This is a genomic window from Bacillus sp. FSL K6-3154 (genome assembly GCF_040869395.1).
In the GTDB taxonomy this organism is placed as follows: domain Bacteria; phylum Bacillota; class Bacilli; order Bacillales; family Bacillaceae; genus Bacillus; species Bacillus safensis.
This window is the reverse complement of the sequence record NZ_CP152033.1, coordinates 826,480-845,112: the sequence shown is the minus strand read 5'-3', so window position 1 is coordinate 845,112 and position 18,633 is coordinate 826,480. Positions and strand designations below refer to the sequence as shown.

General features: G+C 41.5%; 17 protein-coding genes. 16 read left to right on the top strand and 1 reads right to left on the bottom strand.

Features of this window, described 5'->3' with window-relative positions; all coding sequences use genetic code 11:
- Positions 1–353 precede the first annotated feature (353 nt).
- From MHH61_RS04635 to MHH61_RS04600, 8 genes are all read left to right on the top strand, one after another.
- Positions 354–647, top strand: coding sequence for a WXG100 family type VII secretion target (locus tag MHH61_RS04635; protein ID WP_003213769.1), 294 nt, complete (start codon positions 354–356; stop codon positions 645–647).
- Positions 648–742: 95 nt separating this feature from the next.
- Positions 743–982: an EsaB/YukD family protein gene (locus MHH61_RS04630; RefSeq protein WP_003213579.1), complete on the top strand. Its 240-nt coding sequence runs from the start codon at positions 743–745 to the stop codon at positions 980–982.
- A 14-nt stretch (positions 983–996) separates the two neighbouring features.
- Positions 997–2,310, top strand: a complete 1,314-nt coding sequence (gene essB / locus MHH61_RS04625) for a type VII secretion protein EssB (protein ID WP_024425959.1) — start codon at positions 997–999, stop codon at positions 2,308–2,310.
- A 51-nt stretch (positions 2,311–2,361) separates the two neighbouring features.
- Complete coding sequence (gene essC, locus MHH61_RS04620; RefSeq protein ID WP_125586162.1) at positions 2,362–6,837, top strand: type VII secretion protein EssC; 4,476 nt, start codon at positions 2,362–2,364, stop codon at positions 6,835–6,837.
- Positions 6,834–9,743: a type VII secretion protein EsaA gene (gene esaA / locus MHH61_RS04615; protein WP_125586164.1), complete on the top strand. Its 2,910-nt coding sequence runs from the start codon at positions 6,834–6,836 to the stop codon at positions 9,741–9,743. The genes essC and esaA overlap by 4 nt, the downstream gene beginning before the upstream one ends.
- A complete protein-coding gene (essA, locus tag MHH61_RS04610) occupies positions 9,733–10,218 on the top strand; it encodes a type VII secretion protein EssA (protein WP_034668062.1) in 486 nt (161 codons plus the stop codon). The genes esaA and essA overlap by 11 nt, the downstream gene beginning before the upstream one ends.
- Before the next feature lie 99 nt (positions 10,219–10,317).
- Positions 10,318–11,061 (top strand): (S)-benzoin forming benzil reductase, encoded by a 744-nt coding sequence (locus MHH61_RS04605; protein WP_044335792.1) that lies wholly within the window; start codon positions 10,318–10,320, stop codon positions 11,059–11,061.
- 288 nt (positions 11,062–11,349) lie between these two features.
- On the top strand, positions 11,350–11,883 hold the full coding sequence (locus tag MHH61_RS04600; protein ID WP_024423336.1) for an HD domain-containing protein: 534 nt from the start codon (positions 11,350–11,352) through the stop codon (positions 11,881–11,883).
- Here MHH61_RS04600 and MHH61_RS04595 read toward each other — a convergent pair.
- Positions 11,880–13,367: a triacylglycerol lipase gene (locus MHH61_RS04595; RefSeq protein WP_241218538.1), complete on the bottom strand. Its 1,488-nt coding sequence runs from the start codon at positions 13,365–13,367 to the stop codon at positions 11,880–11,882. The two genes, MHH61_RS04600 and MHH61_RS04595, sit on opposite strands and share 4 nt — an antisense overlap.
- Positions 13,368–13,543: 176 nt before the next feature.
- Here MHH61_RS04595 and MHH61_RS04590 point away from each other — a divergent pair, with 176 nt between their 5' ends.
- The 8 genes from MHH61_RS04590 to MHH61_RS04555 all read left to right on the top strand — a co-directional run bounded on the left by MHH61_RS04590 (position 13,544) and on the right by MHH61_RS04555 (position 18,557).
- Entirely contained in the window at positions 13,544–13,780 is a 237-nt protein-coding gene (locus MHH61_RS04590) for a YuzF family protein (RefSeq protein WP_024423334.1), read from the top strand.
- Positions 13,781–13,963: 183 nt separating this feature from the next.
- Entirely contained in the window at positions 13,964–15,067 is a 1,104-nt protein-coding gene (locus MHH61_RS04585) for an AI-2E family transporter (protein ID WP_024423333.1), read from the top strand.
- A gap of 66 nt (positions 15,068–15,133) precedes the next feature.
- Positions 15,134–15,355, top strand: a complete 222-nt coding sequence (locus tag MHH61_RS04580; RefSeq protein ID WP_003213446.1) for a spore germination protein — start codon at positions 15,134–15,136, stop codon at positions 15,353–15,355.
- A 98-nt stretch (positions 15,356–15,453) separates the two neighbouring features.
- Positions 15,454–15,675, top strand: a complete 222-nt coding sequence (locus MHH61_RS04575) for a spore germination protein (RefSeq protein WP_024425952.1) — start codon at positions 15,454–15,456, stop codon at positions 15,673–15,675.
- Positions 15,676–15,771: 96 nt separating this feature from the next.
- Positions 15,772–16,020: a YueH family protein gene (locus MHH61_RS04570; RefSeq protein WP_024423330.1), complete on the top strand. Its 249-nt coding sequence runs from the start codon at positions 15,772–15,774 to the stop codon at positions 16,018–16,020.
- A 27-nt stretch (positions 16,021–16,047) separates the two neighbouring features.
- On the top strand, positions 16,048–16,455 hold the full coding sequence (locus MHH61_RS04565; protein WP_024423329.1) for a YueI family protein: 408 nt from the start codon (positions 16,048–16,050) through the stop codon (positions 16,453–16,455).
- A gap of 60 nt (positions 16,456–16,515) precedes the next feature.
- Positions 16,516–17,067: a cysteine hydrolase family protein gene (locus MHH61_RS04560; protein WP_125586168.1), complete on the top strand. Its 552-nt coding sequence runs from the start codon at positions 16,516–16,518 to the stop codon at positions 17,065–17,067.
- Between the two features lie 77 nt (positions 17,068–17,144).
- Positions 17,145–18,557: a nicotinate phosphoribosyltransferase gene (locus tag MHH61_RS04555; RefSeq protein WP_229137464.1), complete on the top strand. Its 1,413-nt coding sequence runs from the start codon at positions 17,145–17,147 to the stop codon at positions 18,555–18,557.
- The last annotated feature ends 76 nt before the right edge of the window (positions 18,558–18,633 follow it).

Sequence of the window (18,633 nt, the reverse complement as noted above, 5' to 3'; positions counted from 1 at the left end):
AGGTACGTAAATCAACAAAAAACTGCCATAAACTTAAAAAAACAAAAAGTGTGAGAAGCAAGCAAGTGGATGTTGAAGCACGATGAAAAAGAAATAGTACAATAATAACGTAGTAAAAAATCAATAGGCGGAAAGGTCCACCAAAGTCGGTGGATACTTATTAAGAATATATGACCAAAAAACTGTTAAATACTAGATAAAAAGCGAAAAACCAGTAATTCTATAGACTCATTTTGTAAAATAAAAACAGATTTGTTTGACTGTGTATCATTTCTGTTTTTATAATAATAACGTCAAAAAATAAGTGGATTAGCCCATTATATGGCGGCTATGCACGGGAGGTAATGAGGAATATGTCAGGAATTATTCGCGTAACCCCAGAAGAACTAAGAGCGACCGCTAAGCAATATGGTGTTGAAAGTCAAGAAGTGTTAAACCAAGTTGATCGTCTAAATAGAATGATCTCTGATTTAAAAGGAATGTGGGAAGGTGCTTCTAGTGAAGCATTTGCTGATCAATACGAACAGCTTAAGCCTTCATTTATCAAAATGTCTGATCTATTAACAGATGTCAGCAATCAGCTTGATCAAACGGCAAATACACTTGAAAGCACTGACCAAGACATCGCAAGCCAAATCCGCGGCTAATCAAGGGGATTTCCTTTCTAAGTGTGAAAAGCAGAAACAGCGCCGAGTCTGTCAATGGATGCCGGCGCTCTTTCTATTTTGTGAGGTGGAAATTTGTGTATATCGATATTACCATCGACTTAAAAAATTATGATGGCAGTGTGTTTGATTTGAGACTATCAAATTATTTACATATTAAACAAGTCATCCATATCGCCTGGCAGGCAAAACAAATCTCGCTTCCAAAGCGGGAAGGCGGATGGGTGCGAGTAGTCAATAAGAAAGCTGTGTTTTCAGGCGAATATAAGCTGTCAGACTGTGGAATTACCACAGGAGACAGGCTGGAAATACTATGAAAGGACTTTTGTAAATGGCAGATAAAAAGAGTTCCTATTTAGAAGAACAATTAGAAGCAGTCATGAAAAAAGAGGGAGGCACCTATACCTTTATTTTTCAAAAAGAGACAATTAAACTCTTAGACGGTTTAGAAGCGGCACCGATCAAAGACATCAACCCTTCATTTCAGAAAGAGATTCAATTAACTGAAGATGAGGTCATCATTTCTATTCAACCGCCTCCTGCCTATCAGGAATTTCGTTTCATCCATGCAAAGGATGAAAAAAGCAAATGGATTTTTTCGTACCAGCTTGTCGATGCAGTTCTTAAACACGACGTGAAACGGCTGCATCCTATTGTTTCTCCTGAAAACATTGTTTTTCATCAAGGCTTAGCTCCTGCATTTTTGCATTATGGAGTCAAAGAAAGCATCCCGCCATATGAAACTGATGAACATCGCCTGTTAAAAGAGGTCAAGGCCGTCGTTCTTCGAGTGGTTGACCATGAATATCAATTTCAAGAATATGTGGCTTACAATGAAACGTTGAAATTATCTGAGCTGGCAAAAGAAATTAGTGAAACGAAGTCGCTGGAAGAATTGTCAGCTTTGATTGAGCAAAAGATCAAAGCAATCGATACGAAAGAAAAAACGCTATTAACCATCCCTAAAAAGAAATGGAAGATTGAGCGATACATCGGACTAGGTCTGCTTGTCCTATTAATCCCTGCATTGGTGTACACCATTTACACCTTCTTTTTTGCCATGCCAAAACAAGAAGCATACGTCGAGGCAAACAAATATTATCTCAACAAGCAGTACAGTCAAGTGGTGGATACGTTAGAGAAATATCCAGCCAATAAAATGCCAGTCTCTCTTCAATATGAACTGGCCATTTCGTATGTACAAACGAATCAAGGCAGCCTCTTACTTGATCAGCATAAAAAAGAAATCACAGAAACGTACACATTACAGACAGATCCGCAATACTTCCTATTCTGGATTCATATTGGACAAGGCAATAGCAAGGAAGCACTTGATATTGCACGGGTGCTTGGAGACGACAGGTACATATTCACGGCACTCGTCGCCTACCGCAATGAAATTCAAAACGATGACAGCCTTTCTGCTGAAGAAAAACAAAAACAACTAGATCCAATCATTAAAGAAATGGCGAAATATGAAGAAAAAGAAACAACCGAGACAAGCACAAGTGACTCCTCGGGCGCAAGCCAAACAGATGAAACAGCTGAACAAAAAGAGCAGTCAAAAGCCGATCAAGAGAAAAAAGAGAAAGAATCTGAAGCGAAAAAGAAAACCTCTCAGACAAAAAAAGATGAGAAAAAATAATTCTTTCGATACAACTGACAGTTGGTGCTGTCCGATGAGGAGGTGGAGCGTTTGAGTCTTCTTTGGGTTTTTTATGAGGAGGATTATCAAACCGTCCGTTTAGATGAGCAGTTCAATCGAGAAGCTCTGATTGGACCTGAAATAGAGCATACGGTGACAATCCCTTCACTTTCATTTGATGAAGGGACAATTCGTTTATCTCCTGATGAACCGAATGATGGTTTTACTATTTATCAGGGGAATGAGAAGAAAGGCAAATTACTTCCACATGAACCATATCAGCTTGGTTCACTCACATTTATTTTAATGGATGCACATCATGATCAGCATATTTATTACCTAGGAAATAGAGTTGAGCTGTCTTTTTCACGTGAAGAGAAAGATGAGATTGATGTGTGGAAAGAACAAGCTCATTCCATGTTTCAAGATGCCAGCCAGTTCACTTTAGAGAAAATCGAAGGAACATGGTATGTCATGCCTCAGGACGAGACGATTTACGTGAACGGAAAAAAAATCCACGGTCCAGAGAAGGTTTATGCCGGAGATGAGCTGTTTTGGAACTTTCTGACGGTGACATTTATAGATGATGATTTATTACAAGTGACAGCTTACGAACCTTTTCAAACGCGCTTGGAAAAAACAAGACCTCCAAGCACAGAAACAAAACAAAAATACCCTTCATACAGACGTACACCGCGTTTGATTTATGATTTACCAGATGACCGGGTATCCTTTAGCTTTCCTTCGCAGGAGAGTGAAAATAACAGCAGAGGGCTTTGGCTTGTTGTCCTTCCGCCGCTTGTCATGCTCCTTGTGATGGGGATTGTCGCCCTTATCCAGCCGCGTGGAATCTTTATTGTCGTGTCGATGGCGATGTTTATCATGACGTTAATTACATCGTCCGTTCAATACTTTAAAGAAAAATCACAGCGTAAAAGACGAGAAGAGAAGCGGCAGCGAGTCTATTCTCTTTATTTAGAAAATAAGCGGAAAGAGCTACAGGAGCTGTATGACCGCCAGCAATATATTTTGACGTATCATTATCCGTCATTTGAACAAATGAAGTATTTAACATCAGAAATCAGCGGCCGCATTTGGGAAAAGACGCTTGTAAGTGACGACTTCTTGCATCTGCGTCTTGGAACAGGCGCAGTCCCATCAAGCTATGAATTATCGATGAGCGGCGGCGATATGGCCAACCGGGATATTGATGACTTAATGGAACAAACGCAGCACATGCAAAAAGTATATCGTGAAGTGAAGAATGTCCCGATTACATTCGGCCTTGCGGATGGTCCAACAGGATTAATTGGGAAGCCTGCGATTGTGAAAAATGAGCTTCATCAGCTTGTCGGACAGCTTGCTTTCTCGCACAGCTATCACGATTTGAGATTTGTCTTTATCTTTCATGAGCAGGAGTATGAGAATTGGGAATGGATGAAATGGCTTCCGCACTTCCAGCTGCCTCATACATATGGCAAAGGGTTTATTTACAACGAACAAACACGTGATCAGCTGTTGTCCTCAATCTATGAAATTTTACGTGAGCGTGATTTAGAAGAAGAAAAAGAGAAGAAAATCTTTACGCCTCATTTTGTGTTCATCGTGACAAATCATGAGCTCATTGCCGAGCATGTGATTTTAGAATACTTAGAAGGCAGCCGGACTGATCTTGGTATTTCCATCATCTTTGCAGCAGAAACAAAGGAAAGCTTAGCTGAAAATATTTCGACGCTTGTCCGTTATATTAACGAAGAAGAAGGAGATATTCTCATTCAGCACAAGAAGGCAGTAAGAATTCCGTTTCAACTTGATACACATCAGCGCGGGGACAATGAACTGTTTGCCAGAACCCTGAGAACATTAGATCATCAAGTCGGTATGACCAATTCGATTCCTGAGACGGTCTCATTCCTTGATCTTTTCCATGCCAAACAGGTAGATGATATTGGCATTCGTGAAAAATGGCTGACTTCAGAAACGGCCAAATCATTATCAGTGCCAATCGGTTATAAAGGGAAAAACGACATTGTCGATCTGAACCTGCATGAAAAAGCACATGGCCCACACGGACTATTGGCGGGAACAACGGGATCAGGGAAAAGTGAATTTTTACAGACGTATATTTTATCGCTCGCTGTACATTTTCACCCGCACGAAGTTGCTTTCCTGTTGATTGACTACAAAGGAGGCGGAATGGCGCAGCCGTTCCGAAATATTCCTCATTTACTTGGAACGATCACCAATATTGAAGGCAGCAAGAACTTTAGTGAAAGAGCGCTGGCCTCAATTAAAAGTGAATTAAAGAAAAGACAGCGGCTGTTTGATCAGTATCATGTGAATCACATCAATGATTATACGAAGCTCTATAAGGAGAAAAAGGCTGAGCAGGCAATGCCTCACCTGTTCTTAATCTCTGATGAGTTTGCTGAATTAAAAAGTGAAGAGCCAGACTTTATTAGGGAGCTTGTTAGTGCTGCACGTATTGGCCGAAGCCTCGGGGTCCATCTCATTTTGGCTACCCAAAAGCCAGGCGGGGTCATTGATGATCAGATTTGGAGTAACTCCCGTTTTAAGGTCGCACTAAAAGTACAAGATGCGTCAGACAGTAAGGAAATTTTGAAAAATAGTGATGCAGCGTCCATTACCGTCACAGGCCGCGGTTATTTACAAGTGGGCAACAATGAAATTTATGAATTGTTCCAATCGGCTTGGAGCGGTGCACCATATATGGAAGATGGCTACGGCTCAGAAGATGACATTGCCATTGTGACAGATACTGGTCTTATTCCGTTATCAGGAGTAAGCACAGAGCCAGCAGTGAAAAAAGAGACAGTGACGGAGATTTCCGCTGTTGTGGATGAAATTGAACGTATGCAGCAAGAGCTTGGAATCGAGAAGCTGCCAAGTCCATGGCTTCCACCGCTTGAGGAACGTATTCCAAAAACACGTTATGCGTCGAGTGAAGAGCATGTCTTCCATTTTGCGCTTGTCGATGAACCAGATCAGCAGAGCCAGCATCCACTTTCTTATCAAATGATGGAAGATGGGAACATTGGCATCTTCGGTTCCTCCGGCTACGGCAAATCACTTGCTGCCACAACACTGCTGATGAGCTTTGCGGAGAGGTATTCACCTGAAGAATGGCACGCATATATTTATGATTTCGGAAACGGAACATTGCTTCCGTTAGCTAAACTGCCGCATACGGCGGATTATTTCTTAATGGATCAGATGAGAAAGATTCAAAAATCAATGAAGCGTCTGCGGGAAGAGGTTGAATATCGCAAGCGCTTATTCAGACAGCAAGAAATGAGTCATATCAAAATGTACAACGCCTTAAATGAGAAAAAGCTTCCGTTCATTTTTATCGTGATTGACAACTTTGACATTGTCAAAGACGAAATGCATGAGCTCGAATCTGAATTTATTCAGCTGAGCCGTGACGGACAATCACTAGGTATATACTTCTTGATTACAGCAACCCGGGTAAATGCAGTGCGTCAATCGCTGATGAACAATCTGAAAACGAAGATTGTCCATTACTTAATGGATCAAGGAGAGGCGTACTCGATTATTGGCAGACCGAAATTCAGCTTAGAGCCGATCCCAGGCCGAGTCATTATTAACAAAGAAGAGCTTTATTTTGCGCAAATGTTTCTGCCAGTTGAAGGAGAGAACGATCTCGAATTGTTTGAGCATTTGAAACAAGAGATACAGCTTCTTCATGACCGCTTTGAAGCATCCGAAAAACCAAAGCCTGTGCCAATGCTTCCTGATAAGCTGACAGTTTGGGAGCTTGAGAGTCGTTTAGATGAACAAAAACTGCCTTATGACATTCCAGTCGGATTAGATGAGGAATCTGTGGCACCTGTTTATTTTGACTTGAAAAAGAATAAACATTGCCTCATTATCGGTCAAACGCAGCGCGGGAAAACAAATGTGACAAAACTGATGCTCGATCAGCTTTTAGTGGCAAAGCCTGAAAAGCTGGCTGTCTTTGATTCAATTGATCGAGGTCTATCCCATTATGCAAAAGAAGAGAACATTGATTACCTTGAAACAAAAGATGATATCACCGAATGGGCAGAAGAAATGGACCGCATATTCAAGGTGCGGGAAGAAATGTATGTCGAAGCTGTGCGCCAAGGGGAGACCGATCAGTTGTCATTTCCTCAAATTGTGCTTGTGATTGATGGCATTACGCGTTTTCAGCAGACGATCGATCCGCGTCTTCAAGATCAATTGGCTGATTTCATGAAGTCATATGCACACTTAGGCTTCAGCCTGATTGCATCAGGGAATCATACCGAGTTCAGTAAGGGCTATGATGCACTCACAAACGAAATCAAACAAGTTCGTCATGCTATGTTACTCATGAAAAAATCAGAGCAAAACATCATACCGCTTCCGTATGCAAGACAAGAACCAGAGATTCAGCCAGGCTTCGGGTATTTGGTTGAAAACGGAAAAGAGAAGAAAATCCAGGTTCCTTTATGTGCGGTAGAAAGGAAGAGTGTTCAATGACAGAGCAGCAAAAAAGCTCCATCAAAATCGTATCCACCATGATATTGATTCTTGTGCTGCCGGTTTTATTTTTCCACCTGATTGGAGATGACCCGGCAAAACAGAAGAAGAATGCGACACGAAATATTGCAGTGGTCAATGAGGATATGGGAGCGAGCGAAAGTGAAAACACGGCTCGTTTCGGACAGGATGTTGTGGCAGCATTGTCAGAACGTCCTGATTATACATGGACTGTAGTGAATCGCAGTGCGGCGGAAAATGGACTGAAAAACAGAAAGTATGACGCTGTCCTCTATATTCCGTCTGACTTCTCTAAAAATGTGCTGAGCTATGATAAAGACCATCCTGAAAAGGCGTCCATTCAATTTTCAATTCAAGATCAGCTCAATGCAGTCAATAAAGAGAAAGTGCAGAGAGAGCTGGAAAATGCACAAAAGAAAATGAATGAACAGATGTCGACGCTATACTGGAGTTTTGTATCACAGGAAATTGGCAATGTAAGAGAAGAGTTTGAGCATATTGTCGGTAAAGAAGTCGAATTCCAAAACACGATGTACAACTTCTATAAGCCGAACTCAAACAAACTATCAGATGCCGTCCAGCAGCAGAAGAAACAAATAGAAGAATTAAAAAATGCGATGGCCGATTCACAGAAACAATATAAAGACGGATTGAGTACAACAGAAGAAGCAAAGAACCAATTAAAGGACTTTGTGAAAGCAGTCGATCAATACCAGCAGTATCAAGATAAACAAAAGGATCTCTTGATCAAAGCGCAATCAGCAAGCCAAAAGCAAATCCAGCAAGGGCTCAAACAACTCGCTGACATTCAAAACCAAAATGCCCGCAGCTTTAGTGATCAAATGGGCGGACTCAAAACAGACATCAACGGGGTACAAAGTCAGCTGAAAACAACGGACAGCGCCATCCAATCTGTTCAAAAGTCGAGAGAAGACGTTATTCCTAAGCAATCCACGGGGTTAAAGGAACTTGTGAAGACGTCTCAGGAAGAACTGATTAGAAATTATGAAGCTCAATATCTTGCATACATAGGGGATAAAATTACTCCGTTGCAAGAGCAATTGAAAACTTCAAGAAAGGCATTGCTTGAAGCAGAGAAACCGAAAGAGGATCCGAATGAGGATTCGAATAATCAAGATGAAGATCCGCAAGACTCGACAGACGATTTGAAAATCGATCTTGAAGAAGAGACGAAGAAATTAACTGAAATCTCAACAGAAATAAATCAAGTGGCAGATGATTTGTCTGGAAATGAAGAAACGCCACCTACTCCAGAAAATGGTGAAGAAAATCCAGAACAAACTGGGGAAACCAAATCAACGTCAGTTCAATCAAAAGAGCAACTAAAAGCACTGTCCCTAAAATTAGAAGAAGTGAAAAAGAATATCGAGGAGAAAACCACAGCTCATAATGATCAATTACAAGGAAAAGTCGATCTTTTGAGTAAAGTATTAAAATCTTTAACAGATAAAATAGATAAACTAGAAGAAAAAATAATAAGAATAGAAACTAGCAACAATAAAAACATAAGTGATATAAAGAAATCCATCATCAAACAAGAATCTGCTATTACAAGAAAATTAGAACGAATAGAAACAACTCAATCTCCATTAAATCAATATACATCGAAAATGGATAAACTTAGGGATTTTAATACAAAATCAGAAAATGCATCAGAATTATTAAAGTATTCAAATGAATTAGTACATTATGAAGCATTACTTAACAGCTTCTATCAAGAGAAGGATCCTTCTTCTTTGGTCGACACCAAACCAGATGAAATCCAATCCATCCTCTCCATCAAAAAAGAAGAAACAGAAAACTGGGATAAGCTCAAAAACCAGATGCTGACATCAAACGATGATGTGTCTACTTTTATTGATGAGATGCAGAAGTTTTCAGATGGTTATGCGGAGTACATTACGGCTCAGCAGGCAAGTATGGAACAGGAATTACAGACAATTTCTGAAAGTGCGGACAATGTAGCTGAGCAAATGGCTGATCAAGGAGATGCGGTGTATACAGCAGACATTGCAGGCAGTTCAATTGTTGTCAGTGCACAGGATTCAATTGGTCAGGAAGTGCTTCGTCTTTCAGAAAATATGAGTTCGTTAACCGACCGCCAAAAAGGGGTGGCGGATTATACGAATAACATTGAAGAGAGTGTCACAACAGTTCAAGAAAAAGCAGATACGCTGAATGAAAACTGGAGCAAGAATGTCGACTCTACAAAGCTTGTTCAGCAAGATTTAAAGGGTATTTTAGGAAATACATTAAGTGATCAAGGCAACAGCAACTATGTGTATAACCATTTAGCCAATCCGCTGAAAATCAGCGGCGATGTGCCGGAAGAAAAAACGCAGACTGTACCGCCGGTCGTCATTTTGGTCATTGTGATGATCAGCAGTTTGTTAATTGGCTTTTTCAGCTCGTATTATGCGTCAGCTCCGATGCTGGTCAAAGGTGCACTCTTTGGCATCTTGAATCTATTAGTCGGACTCATGATCAGCTTGTTTGGACTGAACATTTACAAACTTGCAGATGATCAAGCCATTCAATGGTCGATCTTCACCATTTTGTTATTAGTGGCGTGCTCTGCCTTTATTCGCACGGCCTTCCTATTCGGTTCTATTGCCGGATGGATGGCAGCAACAGCGCTGATTTTCTTCTTTGTCGCACCGTTAATTGATTTGGTGATGCCGAATTTCCACTTTACCAATCCAGTGACAGACGTGTACCTGTCGATTCAATATGGAAATGGAGACACCTTTGGAATGGGCGTCACAGGGTTAGTGATTTTAACTGTTCTTTTCATGGTCGTACCGCTTGTGAAAAAGCTATGGAAAGATAAAACAGAGGAACGTGATGTGACTCATGAAGCTTAATCTATTCGTGAAAGGGACGGCACTCGCTGCCGTTTCCCTTTTTCTCCTCATCCCTGCTGCTTTCGCTGCTGGTGAAGATACGGATACGAATGTCAAGCCGAATGAATATCAGGAAAAGGAACTCAATATTAACTCGAGTATATTGAGGGATCAAACGAAATACGAACAAAGCAAAACGACATCAAAAATCAAAACAGACATTCATTTTGCTAAACCGCCTAAAGCCCCGGGGGGATCTCTTTCTCCCCAGCTATTTAGTGATCTAAAGGAGAACCCGCCCAAAACACCAGCTCGTATGATGAAAGAAATGAATATCTCTTTTAGTGATTCGGCTGTATCAGCACCTTCTGAGGATGAACATGAGAAGCAGACATCGGCACTGCTTCCGATTATCTTTGGTTTCTTGATAGCCCTTGGTCTCGTTGTGATGATCATCCTGATTCCAAAGGTGAATGTGAAGGCTGAAAAGAAATAGTCTGTCTCTTTTAATAGAGGCAGGCTTTTCTTTATGCAGATTGCTTGCTGTCATACCGTTTCACTACGTAAAATAGTGTTATCAAGGGAGGAGATTGTCATTCGAATTTCAATCGTTACAGGCGGATCAAAAGGTTTTGGCTTAGCACTTGTGAACAGGCTGCTTTCACGCGGGGATCATGTGTACACGGCAGCAAGAAGTGCATCGCCGATATCCCATCCGAAGCTTACACATACCCAGGTTGATCTGACCGATGAAGAAGCAGCGGCCAAATGGCTTCAACATAGTCTTACGCCGCAAACTCTGGCAGATGCTGATGACATCTTACTTGTCAACAATGCAGGAATGGTCACACCTATCAAGCGCGTTGGACAAGGCGGACAGGATACACTTCATCAGCATTACAAGCTGAATCTTGTCATTCCTGTTTTGCTGAGCCATGTGTTTGCCAAGCAGACTCAATCATTTAACGGAAAGAAAACGATCGTTCATCTCTCTTCTGGAGCGGCGAAAAACCCATACAAAGGCTGGAGTGCGTATTGCAGTTCAAAGGCAGGACTCGATATGTTTATGAGGACTTTTCATGAGGAACAACAGGACGAGGCGCATCCGATCAACACGTTTTCCTTTTCACCCGGCACGATCGATACAGATATGCAGGGGGAAATTCGGAAATCATCAAAACAAGACTTTGAACAAATAGACCGTTTTCAGCAATTATATGAAACAGGCACGTTGAAGAGCCCAGATGAAGTTGCACGTATTTTGCTCGATCTTTTAGCGGGTGATCCAGCTGGCGGATGTGTCTACGATGCACGTGAGTATGGGAAAAAGCAGTCATAACGACGGCTGCAGCGTGAAGACAAACCCTCGCATTCGGTGTCAGGCCTGCGTGCCGGTGCTCACGAATCTCAAATTCGCTCCGCGCCAGTACTCGGCCTTCCTAGACTTCAAGGGTTTTCATATCACGAAAAAAAGCAGTCATAGCGACTGCTTTTTTCGTATTGTACAAGCAAAAACAGCTCATTTGACATAAGCTATTCTTGAGACTCATAGAAAATATAACAGAACATTTGAGTTTCTTTTCAGAATATGTTAGGATGCTAAAAATATAGATAAGGAGGGGTTTCCATGAGAAAGGTTACATTAATGGATGTTTACACCCATCCAGTCGCTCAAAAATATTTAAATCGTTCAGGAAAAGCCCATGCGATTGCTTGTGCTTATCACGCATTCAAACTGGCGGTGCAGGCTGGGATTAATCCAGATCTCGCTGTGAAAGCAGCCCTCTTGCATGACATCGGCCACTATGAATGGTATACAGCTGGCGGAGAATGGGATTACGAGACATATAGACGGAATGATATTCATGCCATTAAAGGCGCGGAGCGTGCTCACAAACTGCTCATACGCCTCGGTGAGGAACCAAAGGCAGCCAAAGATATTGCGCTTGCAATTCTGCTTCATACGGATTCATATTTGCCAGAGGGCGACCTTCATAAGGACACACTCCAGCAAATCGTTAAGAAAGCAGATGAAATGGATGAAGAGCCTGGCGGGCATCACCATTACAGACAAATAGACGAATCACTTGCAATGAAAAAAATCACGGAATTGGATCAGAAAGTGCAACAGGCACTTCAGCCCATGAAACGCTCTGTTTAGTATGGAATGTCACCATGAATATTTCCATGCTGATCGACATACAATGTGCGAATAACGGTACGGTTAAATGCTGATGTACCTGATGCAGTGAGTCCAGTGTAATGAACCGTGACAGAATAAGCACCTTCTTTTTTCAATTGAACAGCTGATGAAGCAGTTGTTTTGAGAGGATGATCTTTTTGGGCATCCTTAAAGTAAAAGGTTTCTACTTTCTTGCTTAATCGTTTAATCAGACCGCTTGAATGGGTTGATGCATCATCCCCTGATTTCGCTGCTTCTGCTTTGATTTCTTCATTTAATGGTGAATCAAAGGATACGAGCAGCAAATAAGGAGTCATTTTTTCTGAATTTGATCGAATTGTCCATTTTCCAGGAACGGGTTTATTGATTTGCACATGGTGCGAAAATGCGCCTTCATATGGGAAAGATGCTTCCGATGTCTTCAGATTTGTTAAGACGTCTCCATTTGGGACGATGATTTCCGGCTGCGCCTCATGCCTTTCATTTAACCACTGAATCGATAAGCCATTCGTTCCTTCCTCTACATAGAACGCTTCTGTTTTATCCTTTTCACTTTCTCCGCCTTTCACATAAACATCTGTATTCAGCTCAGTAGAGTTCGGGCTCTCTATATTTTCGTTTCCAGTGCTTGTGGCATTTGCCAGCAGCTGATGCTGGAACACAGGGAACATGCTTGTGCCGTTTTTAATGGAGTTGTGATCCCATTTCCCTGTTAAAATATTGTTTGCATATGATAGTCTTGTGCTGCTTACCGTGACGGCGCCATCGTTTGCGCCAAAGCTCTTTAAATACATGCCTCCTAAGTAAAGCACCCCGCCAAATGTTCCCCATTCCGATCCCGAATACGTGATGTATTTATGAGGAAACTTCTCCAGCTTGTCGGTTTCACTTCGAAAAGCCGCCATGAGCCCCGTTTGCAAAGAATAGAGCGCGTCGCTTTTTTGTCCAAGAATTTCCGCGAGCCAGCTTCCGCCCTTGCTATACGCTAAATCTGCCAGCGGCGTCCCGTAATGAGGGGAGCCGAGTGTGATGACCTTCTCTACATATGGATGGGCATTGTGATACACGAGTGCGGACTGTGTATCCACCCCGCCTTTACTATGACCAATCACAATGAGTTTTCGACCGAACACATCATAGATTTCTTTTAACTTTTCTGCTAATAGTTTGCCATTCTTTTTCGTATCCTGATCTGGATACAAATCTATGAATGCGCTTTCGTATCCGTTCAGAACAGCTTGCTTTGCCATGTCGTTTCGGTCGAACCATGTGGAGGAGGAGCTGTTAATGCCGTGAACAAAAACAAGTGGCGGTTTTGACTCGTCTTTTTGAACCGGCTCTTCTCCTTTAAACCACTTCCCTGGTGTCCCAGGCTCATCCCCAATTGATCCTGCATACGCATAACTTGCAAAGGAAAAAAAGAGCATGACAGCAGCGAGACAGATGAGTTTTTTCAAGATCATTCACCTCTTCAAATGTTTTAAGTTGTTGGCAGCACCAATCTATTATACTTCCAAAAGATGTAAAATTATATAAAATGTTAAAATATGGTATTTGGGTTGTAGGTTTGCCCTGAGTGACATTCACATGGGTCATTGCATAAGCTGTGGGTAAATACACAAGTAAAGGGGCAGGTAGGATGGCACAACAAGGAAGTCCGCAGCTTGTTTCATTAGTTGATCCATATGTTTATCAAACATTGCAGAAAGTGATCGGTATGAGATTAATTGTTCAAACAGTGAAAGATACAGTGCGCGGAAAATTGAAGGAAGTCATGCCGGATCATATTGTGATTGAGGCGGGGGCAAAATCAGTTTTTTATGTGCGGATCCAGCAAATTGTATCGGTGATGCCTGATCACAGTGAAAGAGTGTAACAAGCAGACGCAAAGGTGTCTGCTTTTTTCACGCTTATAGAATGTATATCTGGAAAAAGTGCATGATATACCAATTGTTCTTTTTTTTACAAAAAATGAGGTTCTAAAACAAGAAGCAGTTGACAGAAGGTGGGTTGAATAGTAGTTTTTTAATAAGATCAATACGTAACAGGAGGAGCATCTTTGTTAAAATCTAAAGTTCATTTTTGGACATTCCAAATATTACTTGTTTTACTCATTGTTTATGTATCAACAAAGGTTTCGTTTTTATTTCAGCCGATTATTTTATTTGCATCCACCTTGTTTGTTCCCATCTTGCTGGCTGGAATTCTCTTTTTCATCTTTAATCCAATTGTTCGATTTTTGTCCAAGAAAATTCCTAGGACACTTGCTATCCTGATCATTTATCTTTTGTTCATCGGACTCATCACGTTCATTGTGAATGCTGCGGGACCGGTTATTGTCACGCAGGTCGGTGGACTTGTCAAAAGCTTCCCTGGTTATGTGACGGATATGCAGAAATTTATCAACGACTTCTCGCATTCTAAAACATTCACTTGGATGATGAACCAAGATTATGTCTCCGTCTCGAAGTTTGAACAGACAATTGTTTCAACATTAAAAGGTTTGCCGGAAAATATTGCTTCAAGCATGTCTGCTGTGTTTGGCGTGATTGCCAATATTGCTTTAGCTGTGATCACAGTTCCGTTCATTTTGTTTTATATGTTGAAAGACGGACATAAGTTTCCGGACAAGCTCGTTCAATTTTTGCCAATGCCTTACCGTAAGGAAGGGTTGAAAATCTTTAAAGAATTAAACGATACACTTGCGGCTTACATACAAGGGCAGATTGTTGTCTGTTTATTTGTTGGAGTGGCTTGTTTTATCGGATACTTATTAATCGGTGTGAAATATGCGCTCATTCTCGGCATTATCATTGCGGTCACAAATGTGATTCCGTACCTTGGGCCATATCTTGGCGCGGCACCAGCTGTGCTTATTGCGTTTCTTGATTCGCCTGGAAAAGCGGTGGTGACAGTCATTGTCATTCTTGTCGTTCAGCAAATTGACGGAAACGTCATTTCTCCATTGATCATTGGAAAACGCCTCAACACACATCCTTTGACCATTATCCTGCTATTAATTGGGGCAGGAAGCTTTGGCGGAATCCTTGGCATGATCTTTGCGGTCCCTGTCTATGCACTGCTTAAAGCTATCACCTTGAATATTGTCAGATTGGTGCAGCTGCGTCAGCGATCTCGCAAAGAACAGCATTTAAACGTCTAGGACAGATGCACACCTTTTCCCTACTTGCATAAGATGATTGAGATAAGCAGATAGGGGGAGATTCTGATGCCTGCGATCGTTGGACCTATTCATATCGAGTCGTTAGGAGGAAACGGTGCAGCTACTTTCGGTGATGTCCTGGCCATTGCCCCTTTGGCTGTAGACCACTCTACTGGCGGTGCGGGAGCCTTTAATTCAGGTGATTATATGTCACTTACAAGTGATCCGAATGCCACGATGCTTTGGGACTTTACTTTGTTTGGCCAGCCTCAATCATTTAATGCATAGGAAGACAGCTGATACTCACAGATCAGCTGTCTTTTTTATTTTTCATACACGTATTTTTGAGCTGGGCATATGATGTGGGGAGAAAAGGTGGTGGAAAGATGCCAGCGATTGTTGGGCCTATTCATATTGATCGTGTGATTGGAAATGGTTCTGCACATTTCGGTGATGTTTTTGCCATTTCGCCAAAAAGTGTCGATCACTCCGCCGGTGGATCTGGTACCTATAATGCAGGGGACTTTGTCCAATTTTTTAGCAGTCCAAACGTTACGTTTATGTGGGATATAGACCTGATCAGCCAGCAAAAGAGCTTTAATGCATAGCCAGCTTTGAAAGGGAATTCCTTTTCAGAAGCTGTCTTTTTTTATGGTACAATAGATATGGATGTAAGAAGAAAAAAGAGGTGTGAATTGAGTCAAATGAAAATTAGAAAAGCACACATCACAAGCGGACAACCAAAGACCTACAATGTATATTTACATGAAAATAAAAAAGAATATAAAACGCTTGTAGCCGTACCTGACATTGAATGGAGTATTTCCATTGCGTATGAGGACGAAAAGGAGCAGCTCATCCATACGCTTGAACAATCCTTAATGGAAAGAGTAGAAACAGACGAAGCCCGTGACCTCGCACTCAAAATTGTGCACTGGGTCACAGAAATGTAAATTTAGAAACCAGGAGTGAAAACAGCGATGAAAGAAGAATCCGTAGACTTTTATTTGCAGCAAGGGATATTTGGACATGCTGAAACAAAACCTGATGAACGAAGGATGTTTCTTGGTTCATTAAGGGAACGAGCGCTTCTCGCCCTGACAAAGGGACAGGTATCAAGAAATAAACCGTATCAAGAGGTGGAACAAGTATTGAAGGCCAATCGACAGGCCTCCCTTCTTTTAAATGGTGAACTGTCTTATGCATCTTATTCTCAATATGTGAAAATGGCAAATGCCGCTGGATGTTCCTTTAAAGTGGTGAATCATCACGAAGCACACTCTCCTTTTGGTCTTGTCATAGAGATGCCTGGTGCGGTCAATCAGGAGCATATCTATATAGAGGATGAGCTGTTTCAAAAAGCTTTTTCTCATGAATCTGTTGAATAGGTTTCCCTAGTGAAATGAATAAGCTATAATGATTCAAAAGAGCATATGGGAGAGATGCGGATGGGCAAAGCGTTGATTTGTATTGATTATACAGTTGATTTTGTTGCAAACGATGGAAAACTGACATGCGGAAAGCCTGGACAGGCGATTGAGTCTAAGATCACAGAGATCACTTCTTCATTTATTGATGAAGGCCACTTTGTCGTCTTTGCTGTCGATCATCATGAAGAAGAGGACCCTTTTCATCCAGAGACAAAGTTATTTCCGCCCCATAATATTCGCGGAACAGAGGGTATTGAACTTTATGGACAACTAAGTTCACTATTTCACACGTCAAAACATTTAAAACATGTCTACTATATGGAAAAAACAAGATACTCTGCTTTTGCAGGCACTCAATTAGAAATGAAACTGCGCGAGCGCGGCATCACGGAACTTCACTTAGCCGGCGTATGTACCGATATTTGTGTACTTCATACAGCTGTTGATGCGTACAATAAAGGCTTCGAACTTGTGATTCACCAAAATGCTGTGGCGAGTTTTAATGAAGCGGGGCACGAGTGGGCACTTTCTCACTTTGAGCAGTCGCTTGGTGCGAAAGTGGTTAAGTAAGGGAAGGAGAATGGAAGTTGGAGCATCGGTTTAATGACGACAGTTTATCACTACATACAGATCTTTATCAAATTAACATGGCAGAAACGTATTGGAGAGACGGCATTCATGAGAAGAAGGCAGTCTTTGAACTCTTCTTTAGAAAGCTTCCATTTGACAATGGCTTCGCTGTATTTGCTGGCTTAGAGAAAGCGATTGAATATTTATCGGACTTTTCCTTCACCGAAAGCGATCTTGCGTATTTAAAAGATGAACTCGGTTATAAAAGCGATTTCATTGACTATTTAAGCGGATTGTCCTTTACAGGTACACTTCATTCAATGCGAGAAGGGGAAATTGTCTTTGCGAATGAACCGATTATGCGCATCGAGGCAACGCTTGTTGAAGCTCAGTTAATTGAAACGGCATTGCTCAATATCGTGAATTTCCAGACGCTGATTGCAACAAAAGCGGCTCGGATTAAAGGAATCATTGAAGATGAGACAGCATTAGAATTTGGAACAAGACGTGCGCATGAAATGGATGCGGCGATGTGGGGAGCAAGAGCGGCACTCATCGGCGGCTTTCAGGCGACAAGTAATGTTCGTGCTGGGAAACGCTTCAACATTCCAGTATCAGGAACACATGCCCACGCACTTGTACAAGCATACCGCGATGAATATACAGCATTTAAAAAATATGCTGAAACACATACAGACTGTGTCTTTTTAGTCGATACGTATGATACTGTCAGATCAGGTATTCCGAATGCGATTAAGGTAGCGAAAGAATTTGGAGACAAAATCAACTTCATTGGTGTCAGACTTGATAGCGGAGACCTTGCATACTTGTCTAAAAAAGCTAGAACAATGCTAGATGAAGCAGGATTCCATGATGCCAAAGTCATTGCATCAAGCGATCTTGATGAACACACCATTATGAACTTAAAGGCACAGGGCGCCAAAATTGATGTGTGGGGTGTTGGAACAAAACTGATCACAGCATTCGATCAGCCAGCCCTCGGTGCAGTGTATAAACTGGTGTCCATTGAAGAAAACGGCAAAATGAATGATACCATCAAAATTTCATCCAACCCAGAGAAAGTGACAACACCAGGCCGTAAACGTGTGTACCGCATTATCAATCAATTGAATCATCATTCTGAGGGTGACTACATTGCGCTTGAAGAGGAAGATGTTCATAGTGAGGATAAACTAAAAATGTTCCATCCTGTGCATACATTTATTAGTAAATTCGTGACAAACTTTGTGGCGAAAGATCTTCACGTCCCGATTTTTGAGCAAGGAAAACTTGTCTATGACAATCCAGATATTCAAACGATTCAAGCCTACGTGCAGGAGAGTCTTGGACTCTTCTGGGAGGAATATAAACGAATCAGCAAACCAGAAGAATATCCAGTCGATTTGAGTCAAAAATGCTGGGATAATAAAATGCAGTTTATCCATGATGTGAAAAATAAAATCAAAAAAGAGCTTTATGAAAGCGAATGATCTGAAGAAAGGGAGACCATCAAGCCAGGTGGTCTCTTTTTTTTATTTTGACCGATTGAAATTGAACTAAAAGCGC